The organism is Lachnoclostridium sp. An138, assembly GCF_002160765.1.
Classification (GTDB): domain Bacteria; phylum Bacillota; class Clostridia; order Lachnospirales; family Lachnospiraceae; genus Laedolimicola; species Laedolimicola faecalis.
Map to the genome: position 1 here is coordinate 55,244 of NZ_NFLF01000011.1, position 13,858 is coordinate 69,101.

Annotated in this window: 16 protein-coding genes; all 16 read left to right on the forward strand. The window is 53.3% G+C overall.

Going from position 1 to position 13,858, the window contains the following annotated elements; all coding sequences use genetic code 11:
• Positions 1 to 43: 43 nt before the first annotated feature.
• The 16 genes from hflX (at position 44) to B5E82_RS10575 (ending at position 13,734) form a co-directional block, all read left to right on the forward strand.
• The gene (gene hflX / locus B5E82_RS10505) at positions 44 to 1,288 is read left to right on the forward strand and encodes a GTPase HflX (RefSeq protein WP_087307504.1); all 1,245 of its coding nucleotides are present in this window, start codon (positions 44 to 46) and stop codon (positions 1,286 to 1,288) included.
• Between the two features lie 48 nt (positions 1,289 to 1,336).
• A complete protein-coding gene (gene pyrF, locus B5E82_RS10510) occupies positions 1,337 to 2,263 on the forward strand; it encodes an orotidine-5'-phosphate decarboxylase (protein ID WP_087307505.1) in 927 nt (308 codons plus the stop codon).
• A 79-nt stretch (positions 2,264 to 2,342) separates the two neighbouring features.
• Positions 2,343 to 3,113, forward strand: coding sequence for a dihydroorotate dehydrogenase electron transfer subunit (locus tag B5E82_RS10515; RefSeq protein ID WP_087307506.1), 771 nt, complete (start codon positions 2,343 to 2,345; stop codon positions 3,111 to 3,113).
• Positions 3,114 to 3,187: 74 nt separating this feature from the next.
• The gene (locus B5E82_RS10520) at positions 3,188 to 4,096 is read left to right on the forward strand and encodes a dihydroorotate dehydrogenase (RefSeq protein ID WP_087307507.1); all 909 of its coding nucleotides are present in this window, start codon (positions 3,188 to 3,190) and stop codon (positions 4,094 to 4,096) included.
• A gap of 140 nt (positions 4,097 to 4,236) precedes the next feature.
• Entirely contained in the window at positions 4,237 to 4,917 is a 681-nt protein-coding gene (gene pyrE / locus B5E82_RS10525) for an orotate phosphoribosyltransferase (protein ID WP_087307508.1), read from the forward strand.
• 14 nt (positions 4,918 to 4,931) lie between these two features.
• The gene (locus B5E82_RS18205; protein ID WP_164488691.1) at positions 4,932 to 5,084 is read left to right on the forward strand and encodes a hypothetical protein; all 153 of its coding nucleotides are present in this window, start codon (positions 4,932 to 4,934) and stop codon (positions 5,082 to 5,084) included.
• Positions 5,085 to 5,101: 17 nt separating this feature from the next.
• Positions 5,102 to 5,575 carry a VanZ family protein gene (locus B5E82_RS10530; RefSeq protein WP_087307509.1) on the forward strand — a complete coding sequence of 158 codons (474 nt, stop codon included), beginning with the start codon at positions 5,102 to 5,104 and terminating at the stop codon, positions 5,573 to 5,575.
• Positions 5,556 to 5,867: a DUF6142 family protein gene (locus B5E82_RS10535; protein WP_087307510.1), complete on the forward strand. Its 312-nt coding sequence runs from the start codon at positions 5,556 to 5,558 to the stop codon at positions 5,865 to 5,867. The genes B5E82_RS10530 and B5E82_RS10535 overlap by 20 nt, the downstream gene beginning before the upstream one ends.
• Positions 5,868 to 5,881: 14 nt before the next feature.
• Positions 5,882 to 7,975, forward strand: a complete 2,094-nt coding sequence (locus B5E82_RS10540) for an aminopeptidase (RefSeq protein WP_242966304.1) — start codon at positions 5,882 to 5,884, stop codon at positions 7,973 to 7,975.
• A gap of 145 nt (positions 7,976 to 8,120) precedes the next feature.
• Positions 8,121 to 8,621 carry a 5-(carboxyamino)imidazole ribonucleotide mutase gene (purE, locus tag B5E82_RS10545; protein WP_087307511.1) on the forward strand — a complete coding sequence of 167 codons (501 nt, stop codon included), beginning with the start codon at positions 8,121 to 8,123 and terminating at the stop codon, positions 8,619 to 8,621.
• Between the two features lie 84 nt (positions 8,622 to 8,705).
• Positions 8,706 to 9,731: a phosphoribosylformylglycinamidine cyclo-ligase gene (gene purM / locus B5E82_RS10550; protein ID WP_087307512.1), complete on the forward strand. Its 1,026-nt coding sequence runs from the start codon at positions 8,706 to 8,708 to the stop codon at positions 9,729 to 9,731.
• The gene (gene purN / locus B5E82_RS10555; RefSeq protein WP_087307513.1) at positions 9,725 to 10,324 is read left to right on the forward strand and encodes a phosphoribosylglycinamide formyltransferase; all 600 of its coding nucleotides are present in this window, start codon (positions 9,725 to 9,727) and stop codon (positions 10,322 to 10,324) included. The genes purM and purN overlap by 7 nt, the downstream gene beginning before the upstream one ends.
• Complete coding sequence (gene purD / locus B5E82_RS10560; protein WP_087307514.1) at positions 10,321 to 11,592, forward strand: phosphoribosylamine--glycine ligase; 1,272 nt, start codon at positions 10,321 to 10,323, stop codon at positions 11,590 to 11,592. The genes purN and purD overlap by 4 nt, the downstream gene beginning before the upstream one ends.
• Before the next feature lie 167 nt (positions 11,593 to 11,759).
• A complete protein-coding gene (locus B5E82_RS10565; RefSeq protein ID WP_087307515.1) occupies positions 11,760 to 12,254 on the forward strand; it encodes an RNA polymerase sigma factor in 495 nt (164 codons plus the stop codon).
• Positions 12,251 to 13,135, forward strand: a complete 885-nt coding sequence (locus B5E82_RS10570; protein ID WP_087307516.1) for an RsiV family protein — start codon at positions 12,251 to 12,253, stop codon at positions 13,133 to 13,135. Before B5E82_RS10565 ends, B5E82_RS10570 begins: the two co-directional genes overlap by 4 nt.
• Positions 13,136 to 13,140: 5 nt before the next feature.
• Complete coding sequence (locus B5E82_RS10575) at positions 13,141 to 13,734, forward strand: hypothetical protein (RefSeq protein ID WP_140393128.1); 594 nt, start codon at positions 13,141 to 13,143, stop codon at positions 13,732 to 13,734.
• Positions 13,735 to 13,858 lie beyond the last annotated feature (124 nt).

Below are 13,858 nucleotides of genomic sequence, written 5' to 3' on the forward strand. Positions count from 1 at the left end.
TGAAAAACAGCAGTCATTCAAGAGACAGAAATGGAGAACGATCTTGGCAGATTTCTATGAAAATCAGGAACAGGAGGAAAAGGTCCTTCTGATCGGCGTAAGCACGCAGGATGAGGATATGGAAGCCTCCCTGGATGAACTGGGAGAGCTGGCTGACACGGCGGGAGCGGTGGTCCTGGGAAGAGTCATTCAGAACCGGGAAGCGGCTCACCCCGGCACCTATATTGGAAAAGGAAAGATAGAAGAAGTGCGCCTTCTGGCAGAAGAGCTGGGGGCAGACGGCGTGATCTGCGACGACGAGCTTTCTCCTGCCCAGCTCCACGGCCTGGAGAAAGAGCTGGAGCTGAAGGTCATGGACCGCACGCTGGTGATTCTGGACATTTTCGCGAAGCATGCCACTACAAGAGAAGGAAAGCTTCAGGTGGAAATGGCCCAGCTGGGGTACCGGCTTGCCCGCCTGTCCGGCCTGGGAAAATCCCTTTCCCGTCTGGGAGGCGGCATTGGAACGAGAGGACCGGGAGAGAAAAAACTGGAGACAGACCGGAGACTGATCAAAAGCCGTCTGGCAAGGCTGAACAGGGAATTGAAGCAGATGCAGCTGCACCGGGATACGGCGAGAAAGCAGAGGCTGGAGCGCGCGGTGCCCGTGGCGGCTGTGGTGGGTTATACAAACGCCGGAAAATCTACGCTTATGAACGCGCTGACCGGAGCAGGCATCCTCGCCCAGGATAAGCTCTTCGCCACACTGGACCCCACCACCCGGCGCATGAAGCTGCCTGGCGGCCAGGAACTGCTGCTGACAGATACGGTAGGATTCATTCGAAAGCTTCCGCACCATCTGGTGGAGGCATTCAAAAGTACCCTGGAGGAAGCCAGGTACGCGGACTTTATCCTGCATGTGGTGGACAGCTCCAGTCCCCAGATGGATGCGCAGATGGAGACAGTCTATGAGACGCTGCAGGCGCTGGATATCACCGGAAAGCCGGTGATCACCCTGTTTAATAAGAGGGATCTGACGGAAGGCGCGGAGCTTCCCAAAGACTTGAAGGCCAGCCGGACGCTGGGAATCTCTGCGGCTACGGGAGAGGGACTCTTAAAGCTCCAGGAGCTTCTGGAGGACTATCTGAGAGAGAGCCGTGTGCTGGTGGAGAAGGTCTATCCTTACGCCCAGGCCGGTGACATTGCCCGCATCCGCAGATACGCGCAGATTCTGGAGGAGGAATACCGGGAGGACGGAATTTATGTCCGTTATTACGCCAGCCGGAACTTGACGGCGTGCCCGGTTTAGGGTACAGTTATTTCAGATACGGAAAACAATTCCAAGGAGGATATCAATATGATTAACAAACTGATTGCGAAGATTCAGAAGACGAAAGCCCCCATTGTGGTAGGCCTTGACCCGATGCTCTCTTATATCCCGGAGCATATCCAGAAAAAGGCCTTTGAGGAATACGGCGAGACCCTGGAAGGCGCGGCGGAGGCTATCTGGCAGTTTAATAAGGAGATTGTGGACAAGACGTATGATCTGATTCCCGCCGTGAAGCCTCAGATTGCCATGTACGAGCAGTTCGGAATCGAAGGCCTGAAGGCATACAAGAAAACCATTGACTACTGCAAGTCCAAAGATCTGGTGGTTATCGGAGATATTAAGCGCGGGGACATCGGTTCCACTTCCGCGGCCTATGCGGTGGGTCATCTGGGAAAGATTCAGGTGGGAAGCAAATGTTATGTGCCTTTTGATGAGGATTTCGCCACGGTGAATCCCTACCTTGGAAGCGATGGCGTAAAGCCCTTTATCGAAGTATGCCAGGAGGAAGGCAAGGGAATCTTTGTCCTGGTGAAGACTTCCAATCCTTCCAGCGGAGAATTTCAGGATCAGCTGGTAGACGGCCGGCCTCTCTATGAGCTGGTAGGAGAAAAAGTGGCCCAGTGGGGCGAGGAGCACATGGGCGACACTTACAGCTATGTGGGAGCCGTTGTGGGCGCTACCTATCCGGAGATGGGAGCAGTCCTCCGGAAGCTGATGCCGAAGACCTTCATCCTGGTGCCGGGATATGGAGCCCAGGGAGGCCAGGGGAAGGATCTGGTGAACTTCTTCAATGAAGACGGGCTGGGCGCCATCGTAAACTCTTCCAGAGGCATCATCGCTGCCTACAAGCAGGAAAAATATGCGTCCTTCGGTCCGGAGAACTTCGGAGACGCCTCCAGAGCGGCCGTAGAGGACATGGCTTCGGATATCCGCCAGGCGCTGGAAGCCCGGTAAGCGGCGGGAAGCCGGCGCGGCGGAAGAGCGGAAGGAAGCAAAAGTGCCGGATATAGAAAACAGGTCAAAGGAGACTTTTATGAAATACAGGGAAACAGCTGTCATTACAGAGCAGCGTGAGATTGCGGAACAGATTTACAGCCTGTGGCTGCATGCGGACGATATCGCAAAGGAAGCCCGCCCCGGCCAGTTCGTGTCGGTGTACTGCAGGGACGAAAGCCGGCTTCTGCCCCGGCCAATCAGTATCTGCGAGGTGGATAAGGAGAGCGGAAGGCTGCGTCTGGTATACCGGACGGCAGGAGCAGGCACAAGGGAGTTTTCCGGATATGGGCCGGGGGATGCCCTGGAGCTGGTAGGACCTCTCGGAAACGGCTTCCCTCTGGATAAGGGTTATAAAAAAGTGCTTCTGGTGGGGGGCGGAATCGGTGTTCCGCCTATGGTAGAGCTGGCAAAATGGCTTCCCGGAGAGAAGATGGTGGTGTCCGGTTATCGGAACGGCGATCTGTTTCTGAAGGAAGAGCTCTCCAGGAACGCCGCCCTCTATATTGCCACAGAGGATGGAAGCGCAGGCACGAAAGGCAATGTGCTGGATGCCATCCGGGAGAACCGCCTGGAAGCAGACGCCATCTTTGCCTGCGGGCCCGGACCCATGCTGCGGGCGCTGAAGGCGTATGCGGAAGAGCAGGGAATCGACTGCTACCTGTCTCTGGAGGAGAGGATGGCCTGCGGCATCGGAGCCTGCCTGGCCTGCGTCTGTACCTCCAAGGATGTGGACGCTCATACAAATGTAAAGAACAAGCGGATCTGCAAGGACGGTCCTGTCTTTGCCGCCGGAGAAATCGAGATCTAGGCAGGACTGTGTCCGGGACAGCGCAAAAAGAAAGAAGGGCTGGGCCTGGTACAGGACCGGAAAGGGACATAACTATGGAATATAAGACAAGCGTAAATCTTGCGGGGGTGGAACTGGAAAATCCTGTAATGACTGCGTCAGGTACTTTTGGTTCCAGCGCGGAATACGGAGAATTTTACGACCTGGGCTGCCTGGGCGCCGTCGTGACCAAGGGAGTAGCGAACGTGCCATGGCCGGGAAATCCCGTGCCCCGCATCGCTGAGACAAAAAGCGGCATGCTGAATGCCATCGGCCTGCAGAATCCGGGCGTAGATGTGTTTATAGAGCGGGATCTTCCGCTTTTGAAAAAGTATGATACGAAAATAATTGTCAATGTCTGCGGCAAGACGGTGGAGGACTACTGTGAGGTGGTGGAGCGCCTTTCGGATCAGCCTGTGGATATGCTGGAGATCAATGTATCCTGCCCTAATGTGAAGGAGGGCGGCATTGCCTTCGGACAGAAGCCGGAGGCCCTGGAGGCTATCACAAAAGAAGTGAAGCGCCACGCGAAGCAGCCTGTCATCATGAAGCTGAGCCCTAATGTGACAGATATCACGGAGATGGCCCGCGCCGCCGAGGCCGGCGGCGCGGATGTGCTCTCCCTCATCAATACGATTACGGGAATGAAGATCGACATCCATAAGCGGACCTTTGCCATCGCAAATAAGACCGGAGGACTGTCCGGCCCGGCCGTAAAGCCGGTGGCTGTGCGCATGGTCTATCAGACAGCCCGGGCGGTATCTCTGCCTGTCATCGGCATGGGAGGCATCATGAACGGAGAGGATGCTGTGGAATTCATCCTGGCAGGAGCCACTGCTGTGTCGGTGGGAACCGCGAACTTTGCCAATCCTTTTGCGGCAAAAGAGACGGCGGAGGGAATTCTGGATTATATGAAGAAGTACCAGGTAGAGGATATCCGGGAGCTGATCGGAGCCGCGCGCTGAGGTGAGATACCAGGCAGAGCATTTATCTCCCCAGATCCGGCGCCTGCTGCCTGCGGTGAGAGGATAGTACTGAATTGAAAAAATATGAAACTTATGTTAGAATTGGAAAGAAGAACAGGAAGCAGGAGGAACTGGATTAGATGGAACAGTATAAGCAGGAATTTATTGAATTTATGATAGACTGTCAGGCGCTGAAGTTCGGCGACTTTACGCTGAAGAGCGGAAGAAAATCACCGTTTTTTATGAACGCGGGCGCCTATGTGACGGGTTCTCAGCTGAAAAAGCTGGGAGAATACTACGCGAAGGCGATTCACAATGTCTACGGGGATGACTTTGACGTGCTGTTTGGACCGGCCTATAAGGGGATTCCCATCGGTGTAGTCACAGCCGTAGCTTACAGTGAGCTGTATGGAAAGGAGATCCGCTACTGCTCCGACCGGAAGGAGGAGAAAGATCACGGCGCGGATAAGGGAAGCTTTCTGGGAAGCAGCTTAAAAGACGGCGACCGGGTGATTATGATTGAGGACGTCACCACCTCGGGGAAATCCATGGAGGAGACAGTACCTAAGGTAAAGGGGGCCGCGGATGTGGAGATTCGGGGGCTGATGGTTTCCCTGAACCGCATGGAAATAGGAAAAGGCGGCGAGAAGAGCGCTCTGGAGGAAATCCGGGATCTCTATGGGTTTGATACTGCTGCCATCGTGACCATGGCGGATGTGGTAGAGCATCTGTATAACCGTCCATACAAAGGAAAAGTCATCATTGATGACGCATTAAAGGAAGCGATTGACGCATACTACGATCAGTATGGAGTAAAATAACAGGAGGTATGCAGATGAACGAAAAAGCGTATAAGACTATGACAAATGTGGGAGCAGGCAATCTGGTTCTGGGAATTCTTCTGGTGGTGGTAGGCCTTGTTTCCGGAATTCTGATGATTGTGGGCGGAGGCAGACTTCTGAAGTCCAAGTCAGACCTGCTCTTTTAGAGTGAAGGCGGAGCAGAATGAGCAGAAATTCCATAAAGAAGCTGAGGTGGGGAGGCAGGGTGCTGCTGGTTTTATATCTGGCGTGCCTGATTTACTTCATGTTTTTTTCGGAAAGCTATGGGAGAACGGAGGTTCACACCGAGTACCGCTATAACCTGGTTCTGTTTCAGGAGATCCGGCGTTTTCTGAGACACCGTGATATTCTGGGACTGCCGGCAGTGCTGATTAATATAGTTGGAAATGTGGTGGTATTCATTCCGTATGGCCTTGGACTGCCGCTGCTGTTTGAACGTCTCCAGAGCTTTCTCCGGGTTGTGATTCTTTCTTTTGGAACCAGTCTGCTGGCGGAGACCATGCAGCTTATACTTCGAGTGGGCTGCTTTGATGTGGACGATCTGCTGCTGAATACAGTAGGCGGCTGTATCGGCTATTTCGTATATCTGCTGTTCCGGCGGTACTGGAGGGGAAAGTATGGCAAGAAGGAATTATAAGTTTACAGATAAAAAGCATACCAGACAGGGGCTTATGTCCATGGGTATGGGAGCGGCGGCGCTGGTTTTCACGGTTCTGGCTCTGTCTCTGGCCTACAGAATGTCGGGCGGAGCCGGAAGCGCCGTGGGCCTGCTGGGCGTTCTGGCAATGCTGTTCAGTGTTACGGGGTTTGTACTGGCTGTCCGGGGATTCCGGGAGGAAGATGTCTATTATGCCGCTTCCCAGATTGGGGCGGTCCTGAACGGAATTCTGTTTATCGGGTGGGCGCTGGTTTGCATGATAGGGATGTAGGAGGCTGGAAAAAGATGGAGCTGGAGACAAGCCGAATGGAAGAAGCAGAAGAGATACGGGAGAGATATGAGCTCTCGATGGAGCGGATACGGGCGATGAAAGAAGAGACAGCCGTATCGGCTCCTTTTTATGATTATTTTCAGAAAACCGCGGATTTTATTCTGGAAGCAGACCGGCTGGCGTCGGACATCCGGGAAGGACGTCAGGCCAGAATGACTCTGGAGGAGCTGCAGAAGCAGAACCGGAGGCTCTATGAGGACATCGCGGGAGAGGCTTATGAAAACAGTTACGCCAGTCCTGTGTATGCGGTGCGGCTTCTGGGAGAGGGCTACGGCCAGATTTTAAGCTTTCTTTATACAGAGATCCGGGGAATGGCTGCCTGGGCCGCAGAGCAGAAGTATGGAGATCTGGCTATGGCTGCGGAGCTTTTTATCGAAGTATACAATGCGTTTGAGGGAGAAGTTCCGGCAGAGAAGAGCCTGCGCCAGATCATTTACTGGTATATCAGCGATTACTGTGATGTGTTTGTCCCCGGACGGATACGGGAGCAGCTGGACCCGTCTCTTTCCTTTGCCAGGGACATTATCTGCGGGGCAGACTTAAGCGATCCCAGGTATCTGTACCGCTTTGGAGAGTATATTTTGGGAAATGAGCTTGGTATAAGCCGGTACCTGGCGGGACTGCCTCAGGAAGAGATTGACGCCATGGCGTCTACGTTCACGGAAGGATACCGGATCGGTTTTGTGAACGCGGGAATTGATCTCGGAAAAAAGAAGACGGTGAATATTCGCTATTCTCTGGGATTTGAGCGGATTGTCCGGGCGGCGGTAGAACAGTTTGAAAAAATGGGACTGCAGAGCATTATTTACCGGGAGGCCCGGCACAGCGTCAACCGCAGGCCCCAGGGGAATCCGGGCTATGGCAGCACGCCGCCCAGCAAGCAGTATCTCTTTGATCATAAGGAAGATTCGGCCCTGTATCTGGACAGGAAGCTGGTGGAACGAAAGCTTTCGGTCCTGCACAGCGCTTATGAGGAGTATAAGGCGCTGGCCGCAGTCCATGCGGGTCCGGCTGTTATGGAGATCTTTGGAGAGCGGCCCTTCCTGCCAAAGAGCTGCAGGGAGGCGCTGAAGCTTGATGAGAAGCAGCAGGAGCTGAGCGTCTTCTATAACAGTGAGGCCGGACAGCTGGCGAACCGGTATATTCCGGGGGATGAGCGGAGTTTTACGATTATTGCCTGGCCCATTCCCGAGATCGGGGAAAATTTCAAAGAGATTTTCGGGGAAATTGTGAAAATCAACAATCTGGATTACCGGCTGTATCAGCAGATTCAGCAGAAGCTTATCGACGCCCTCGATCAGGGAGCGTATGTGCGTGTCAAAGGGGCAGGGAATAACCGGACTGATATGAAGGTGCAGCTCTGGTCCAGGAACGATCCGGAAAAGGAGACGATCTTTGAGAATTGTGTGGCGGATGTGAATATTCCGGTAGGTGAGGTCTTCACTTCTCCAAAGCTTACGGGGACCGAAGGTACCCTCCACGTAAGCGAGGTATATCTGAACGAACTGAAGTATCTGGACCTGGAGCTGACGTTCCGGGACGGACGGATCGCGTCCTATACCTGCGCGAACTTTGAAGACGAGGAGGAAAACAAAAGCTTCATCAGAAACAACGTGCTGTTCAACCATGAGACACTTCCCCTGGGCGAGTTTGCCATCGGTACGAACACGATGGCTTATATGGTGGCGAAAAAGTATGACATCGGCGCCAGGCTGCCGATCCTCATAGCGGAAAAGATGGGGCCCCATTTTGCGGTGGGAGACACCTGTTTTTCCTGGTCGGAGGACAATCCCACCTTCAATCCGGACGGAAAGCGGATCATTGCCAAGGATAATGAGTGCTCAATTCTGCGCAGGGAAGACGTGTCAAAGGCGTATTTCAACTGTCACACGGATATTACGATTCCCTATGACGAGCTGGGAAGCATCCGGGTGGTGCGTCCGGACGGAAGCGAGATTCCGCTGATTGAGAACGGACGTTTTGTGCTTCCGGGCACGGAAGAACTGAACAGGCCCTTCGAAGAAGAGCAGGAAAACAGGGCGGAGTAAAAATTTTCTGCGCAAATCTGAAAGAGAATGGTTTTTCCTGTTGACAGACGGTGGTTTGGCCTGTAAACTCATTTATAAGCAGGAAACAATAAAAAGAAGCAAGTTATAAGTAATACTAATAAATATTTATAGGGAGGTACCTGTTATGGCAAAGGTAGGCATTGTAATGGGCAGCGATTCTGATATGCCCGTAATGAAAAAGGCGGCTGAGATTCTGGAGCAGCTGGGTGTTGATTTTGAGATGACCATCATTTCCGCCCACAGAGAGCCGGATGTATTTTTTGAATACGCGAAGAGCGCGGAGAGCAAAGGGTTCAAGGTAATTATCGCCGGAGCTGGCATGGCAGCTCATCTGCCGGGTATGTGCGCGGCCATTTTCCCGATGCCTGTCATCGGAATTCCCATGCATACCACATCCCTGGGAGGACGTGATTCCCTGTATTCCATCGTGCAGATGCCTTCCGGAATCCCGGTAGCTACCGTGGCGATTAACGGAGGCGCAAATGCCGGACTTCTGGCGGCAAAGATTCTGGCGACCTCAGATCCGGAGCTTCTGGACCGGCTCAAAGCTTATTCTGAGGGGCTGAAGGAGCAGGTAGAGAAAAAGGCGGAAAGACTTGCGGAAGTGGGCTATAAAAATTATTAATGGGAAGAGAATGGGAAGACAGCGGAAAGTGGAACGAAGAGCCGGCCGGCATATGCGGAACCGGTTTTAATGGAGGGATAGAGAATGGATTATAAGAATGCTGGTGTAGATATTGAGGCCGGATACCGGTCAGTGGAACTGATGAAGGAGCATGTAAAGCGGACCATGCGCCCGGAAGTGCTTACGGGTCTCGGCGGATTTTCCGGAGCCTTTTCCATGGAGGCTTACAAAAATATGGAAAAGCCGACGCTGGTTTCCGGCACAGACGGCGTGGGAACAAAGCTGAAGCTTGCGTTTCTGATGAACAAGCATGACACGGTGGGAATCGACTGCGTGGCCATGTGCGTGAACGACATCGCCTGCGCAGGCGGAGAGCCGCTGTTCTTCCTGGATTACATTGCCTGCGGCAGAAACATTCCGGAGCGGATCGCCACCATCGTCAGTGGCGTGGCGGAGGGCTGCAGTCAGGCGGGAGCGGCCCTGATCGGCGGAGAGACGGCGGAGATGCCCGGTTTCTATCCGGTGGACGAGTACGATCTGGCCGGCTTTGCGGTAGGCATCGTAGATCAGAAGGATCTGATTACAGGCGCGGATATCAAGGCTGGCGATGTGCTGATTGGTATGGCTTCCTCAGGAGTCCACAGCAATGGTTTCTCTCTGGTGCGCAAGGTATTCACCATGAAGGAAGAGTACATGAATACATATTTTGAGACTCTGGGAAGAACCCTGGGCGAAGCGCTGATTGAGCCCACAAAGATTTATGTGAAAGCGCTTCAGGCTGTGAAAAAAGCAGGGGTGCACATCAAGGGCTGCAGCCACATCACGGGCGGCGGTTTTTACGAGAATATTCCCCGTATGCTTCCGGAGGGGATGCGGGCGGTCATTAAAAAGGACAGCTATGAGATCCCGATGATTTTCCAGATGCTGAAGGAGGACGGACGCATCGAGGAGCAGATGATGTACAATACCTTCAACATGGGTATCGGTATGGTGCTGGCGGTAGACCCGGCCCAGGCAGATCAGTGCGCGGCGGCTGTCCGCGCGGCCGGCGAGACGCCCTATGTGCTCGGCGAAGTACAGGCAGGAGAAAAAGGAGTGACATTATGCTGAAAGTAGCGGTTCTGGTGTCCGGCGGCGGCACGAACCTGCAGGCGATTCTGGACGCGGTAGAGACAGGACGCATCCGGAACGCGGAAGTGGTGGCTGTGATCAGCAATAATCCCCAGGCGTACGCTCTGGAACGGGCAAAAAAGCATGGCATTCCCGCTGTGTGTGTGTCCCGGAAGGCCTGCGGTTCAGGAGAAGCTTTTGACGACGCCCTTCTGAAAGCCATAAAGGACAGCGGGGCCGATCTGGTGGTTCTGGCCGGCTGCCTGGTGGTGATTCCGGAGAAGATTATTCAGGAATACCGGGGACGCATCATCAACATTCATCCGTCTCTGATTCCCTCTTTCTGCGGGACAGGCTATTACGGACTGAAGGTGCATGAGGCGGCGCTGGAGCGCGGCGTAAAGGTGACGGGAGCCACGGTGCATTTTGTGGATGAGGGAACCGATACCGGTCCGATTCTTCTGCAGAAGGCGGTGGAAGTGAAGGAAGGCGACACACCCGAAATCTTACAGCGGCGTGTAATGGAAGAGGCAGAATGGGTGCTGCTGCCGAAAGCTATTGATATGCTGGCAAATCAGGAGGAAAAGGGATGAAAATATTAATCGTAGGTTCCGGTGGACGGGAACATGCCATTGCGTGGAAGGTTTCCCAGAGTCCGAAGGCAGAAAAGATATACTGCGCGCCGGGAAACGCGGGCATCGAAGAATATGCGGAATGCGTGCCCATTGGCGCCATGGAATTTGAGAAGCTGGCAGCGTTCGCAAAGGAAAAAGAGATCGATCTGACGGTAGTAGGCATGGACGATCCGCTGGTGGGCGGAATCGTGGATGTGTTTGAAAAAGAGGGGCTGCGCGTCTTTGGCCCCCGGAAAAACGCGGCTGTCCTGGAGGGCTCCAAGGCCTTCTCCAAGGATCTGATGAAAAAATACGGAATTCCCACAGCGGCCTATGAGAACTTTGACGACCCGGACAAGGCGCTGGCTTACCTGGAGACAGCGGAGTTCCCGATCGTGCTGAAGGCAGACGGACTGGCGCTCGGCAAGGGCGTTCTCATCTGCAATACGCTGGAAGAGGCGAAGGACGGCGTACGTGAAATTATGCTGGACAAGCATTTTGGAGCGGCCGGAAACCGTATGGTGATCGAAGAGTTTATGACAGGACGCGAGGTGTCTGTTTTAAGCTTTGTGGATGGAAAGACCATCAAATGTATGACTTCCGCTCAGGATCACAAGCGTGCCCTGGACGGCGATCAGGGTCTGAATACCGGCGGCATGGGTACCTTTTCTCCCAGCCCCTTCTACACCCCGGAGATTGACGAGTTCTGCCAGAAACACATTTACCAGCCTACGGTGGACGCCATGGCGGCAGAGGGACGGCCCTTCAAGGGAGTTATCTTCTTCGGCCTGATGCTGACGGAAAAAGGCCCGAAGGTGCTGGAATACAACGCCCGTTTCGGAGACCCGGAGGCCCAGGTGGTGCTTCCGCGCATGAAGAATGATATTGTGGACGTCTTTGAGGCCTGTATCGATGGAACACTGGATCAGATTGACCTGCAGTTCGAGGATAATGCGGCTGTCTGCGTGGTTCTGGCTTCCGGCGGATACCCTGTTTCTTATGAAAAGGGCTTCCCCATTGAAGGACTGGAGAACCTGAAGGGCAGAGACGGCGTCTATGTGTTCCATGCGGGAACCAGGAAAGAGAACGGAAGATTTGTCACAAACGGCGGCCGTGTACTGGGCGTGACAGCTACGGGCCCCGATCTGAAGGCAGCCCGGGCCAACGCTTACGAGGCGGTAAAGCAGGTGACCTTTGAGAAGGCCTACTGCAGAAGCGATATCGGAAAGGCCATTGATGAGGCGTAGATAAATCTAGACCGGAAAAGGAATGACAGCATGCAGAGCGTTCTGGAACAAAAAGGTTTCGGAACGCCCTGCATTTTTTTGCGGATTCTGCAACTTTTCTGAACCTCTGATCATCTATATAATGAAAGAAGAAAACAGCGCTGTGGAAGATAAGGAAGGTGATAACTGTGAAAGAAGATTTGTATGACAAGGTTGTCGCTTATATCATAGAAAATCAGAATAAATGTTACCGGCTGGCTTTCAGCTATGTCCAGAATCAGGAGGACGCTCTTGATGCGGTACAGAGCGCGGTGTGCAAAGCACTGGAGCACTTTGGCGAGCTGAAAAACAGGGCTGCCATCAAGACCTGGTTCTACCGGATTGTAGTAAATGAAAGTCTTTCTATCCTGCGGGAGCGGGGGAGAACCGTTCTTACAGGAGAGGAAGCTCAGAAAGAGGAGTCCTATGAAGAAAAGGGTTTTGAGCCCCCGGAAGAAGATTTGTATCTGCATATCAACCGTCTGGAAGAGGACGTGCAGGCTATCATTAAACTGAGATTTTATGAAGAGCTGTCTCTCCAGGAGATTTCGCAGATTATGGAAATGAACTTGAATACAGTGAAATCCAAGCTGTACCGGGGTCTGAAGACGCTCAGGATAGCTGTTCAGGAGGTGGACATATGAATCCAATGGAAGATGCAAAAAAGAGATACGATGAAGTTCCCATTCCGGAAGAACTTTCAAAACGGGTGCAGTGGGAAGTGGAAAAAGCAGATCGGCGCAGAAAAGCAGAGAATGCCTCTGTGCGGAAGCGGAGAAGACATCTGTATGGCTGGCAGAAAGGCCTTGCGGCTGCGGCCGCTGCCATGGCGGTTTTTGTAACCGCTCTGAATACCAGTACAGTTTTTGCCCAGAGTATGGGAGAGCTTCCTGTGATCGGGGCCATTGCAAAGGTTCTGACCTTCCGTTCCTACGAGATGGAGACGGAGGATAGTTTACAGATTTCTGTAGATATTCCAAGCATTGAAATGATAGCGGAAGGAACCGGAAATCTGGCGGAATCCGTCAATGAAGAGATCCTTAATATGTGCGAGCAGTATGCGGATGAAGCGGCAGAGCGGGCGAAGGAATACCGGCAGGCTTTCCTTGATACCGGAGGAACAGAGGAAGAATGGGCTGCCCACAATATCCAGATTAAGGTCTGGTATGAGGTAAAGGCTCACACCGACAGATATCTGTCCGTGGCCGTTATGGGAAGCGAGAACTGGACCAGCGCATACAGTGAAACCCGTTATTACAACTTTGATCTGGAGAAGGGACGCCAGGTGACTCTGGAAGATCTTCTGGGAGAGGACTACGCGGCCATCGCGGATGCCTCCATTTTAAGCCAGATTCCGGAGAAAGAAGCCCAAAGCGGTCTGGATTACTGGGAAGAGGACTTCACAGGCGTAACGGAGGATACAAAGTTTTATATCAATGAAGCCGGCAATCCGGTCATCGTCTTTGGCGAGTATGAAATCGCGCCGGGAGCCGCGGGCCAGCCGGAGTTTGAAATCACGGGGTGATGGATATGAAGGGACTGGGAAAGAAAAGCCTGGTTCTGGTCTGCGGCCTGGCCTGCCTGCTGGCCGGATGTACAGCTTCTGAGAGAGGAAGAACTCTGGCGGAGGCAGTCCTGACTGAGGTGAAAGCGGCAGGGATGGATACGGAAGCAGATGAAAATGAGAGCGGTAGGGAACTGCTGCAGGCCATGATGAAGCTTCCGGGGATGAAGGATAAGGAGACTGCCGGACTGTTTGGAGGAGGAGAGGAAAACTGGACAGAGGACAGGAGCTTCTATGTAGGCAGAGTCTATCAGACAGAGCTTTATGGCGGGAAATGTAAAGTATTTACCACCTGCGGCGAAGATCCGGACAGGACAGTAGAGTCTGTTTCCATATGGATTGTAAATGGAGAGCGGGAGATTACAGAGGCTGAGACAGAGCAGTGGATAGAGCGCATCTCAGAGGCGATGGAATCAGAACCGTTCTGCAAATATCAGTCAGTGGAGTCAGGAGCCAGAAGCTGGAAATGGAGAAAAGGCGATACAGCTGCCAGTCTGTACCGCATGATGGACGACATATTGACAGTGAGTTTTCAGCCGGCTGTGGGCGAGCTGAGCTGAGGATGGATGAGCAGAATCCCCAAAATCAGCAAAACAGGCAGAATATGCAAAACTGGCGATAAACACGGCAAAGATGCGCAGATGTATGCAGGGGCCTCCGGCTCCTGCATACCCGCGCAATGAA

What these genes read in the sequence shown, in the direction of transcription:
- pyrF (WP_087307505.1), top strand. Translation starts at nt 1,337, where the DNA reads ATGATTAACAAACTGATTGCGAAGATTCAGAAGACGAAAGCCCCCATT.
- B5E82_RS10515 (WP_087307506.1), top strand. Translation starts at nt 2,343, where the DNA reads ATGAAATACAGGGAAACAGCTGTCATTACAGAGCAGCGTGAGATTGCG.
- B5E82_RS10520 (WP_087307507.1), top strand. Translation starts at nt 3,188, where the DNA reads ATGGAATATAAGACAAGCGTAAATCTTGCGGGGGTGGAACTGGAAAAT.
- pyrE (WP_087307508.1), top strand. Translation starts at nt 4,237, where the DNA reads ATGGAACAGTATAAGCAGGAATTTATTGAATTTATGATAGACTGTCAG.
- B5E82_RS18205 (WP_164488691.1), top strand. Translation starts at nt 4,932, where the DNA reads ATGAACGAAAAAGCGTATAAGACTATGACAAATGTGGGAGCAGGCAAT.
- B5E82_RS10530 (WP_087307509.1), top strand. Translation starts at nt 5,102, where the DNA reads ATGAGCAGAAATTCCATAAAGAAGCTGAGGTGGGGAGGCAGGGTGCTG.
- B5E82_RS10535 (WP_087307510.1), top strand. Translation starts at nt 5,556, where the DNA reads ATGGCAAGAAGGAATTATAAGTTTACAGATAAAAAGCATACCAGACAG.
- B5E82_RS10540 (WP_242966304.1), top strand. Translation starts at nt 5,882, where the DNA reads ATGGAGCTGGAGACAAGCCGAATGGAAGAAGCAGAAGAGATACGGGAG.
- purE (WP_087307511.1), top strand. Translation starts at nt 8,121, where the DNA reads ATGGCAAAGGTAGGCATTGTAATGGGCAGCGATTCTGATATGCCCGTA.
- purM (WP_087307512.1), top strand. Translation starts at nt 8,706, where the DNA reads ATGGATTATAAGAATGCTGGTGTAGATATTGAGGCCGGATACCGGTCA.
- purN (WP_087307513.1), top strand. Translation starts at nt 9,725, where the DNA reads ATGCTGAAAGTAGCGGTTCTGGTGTCCGGCGGCGGCACGAACCTGCAG.
- purD (WP_087307514.1), top strand. Translation starts at nt 10,321, where the DNA reads ATGAAAATATTAATCGTAGGTTCCGGTGGACGGGAACATGCCATTGCG.
- B5E82_RS10570 (WP_087307516.1), top strand. Translation starts at nt 12,251, where the DNA reads ATGAATCCAATGGAAGATGCAAAAAAGAGATACGATGAAGTTCCCATT.
- B5E82_RS10575 (WP_140393128.1), top strand. Translation starts at nt 13,141, where the DNA reads ATGAAGGGACTGGGAAAGAAAAGCCTGGTTCTGGTCTGCGGCCTGGCC.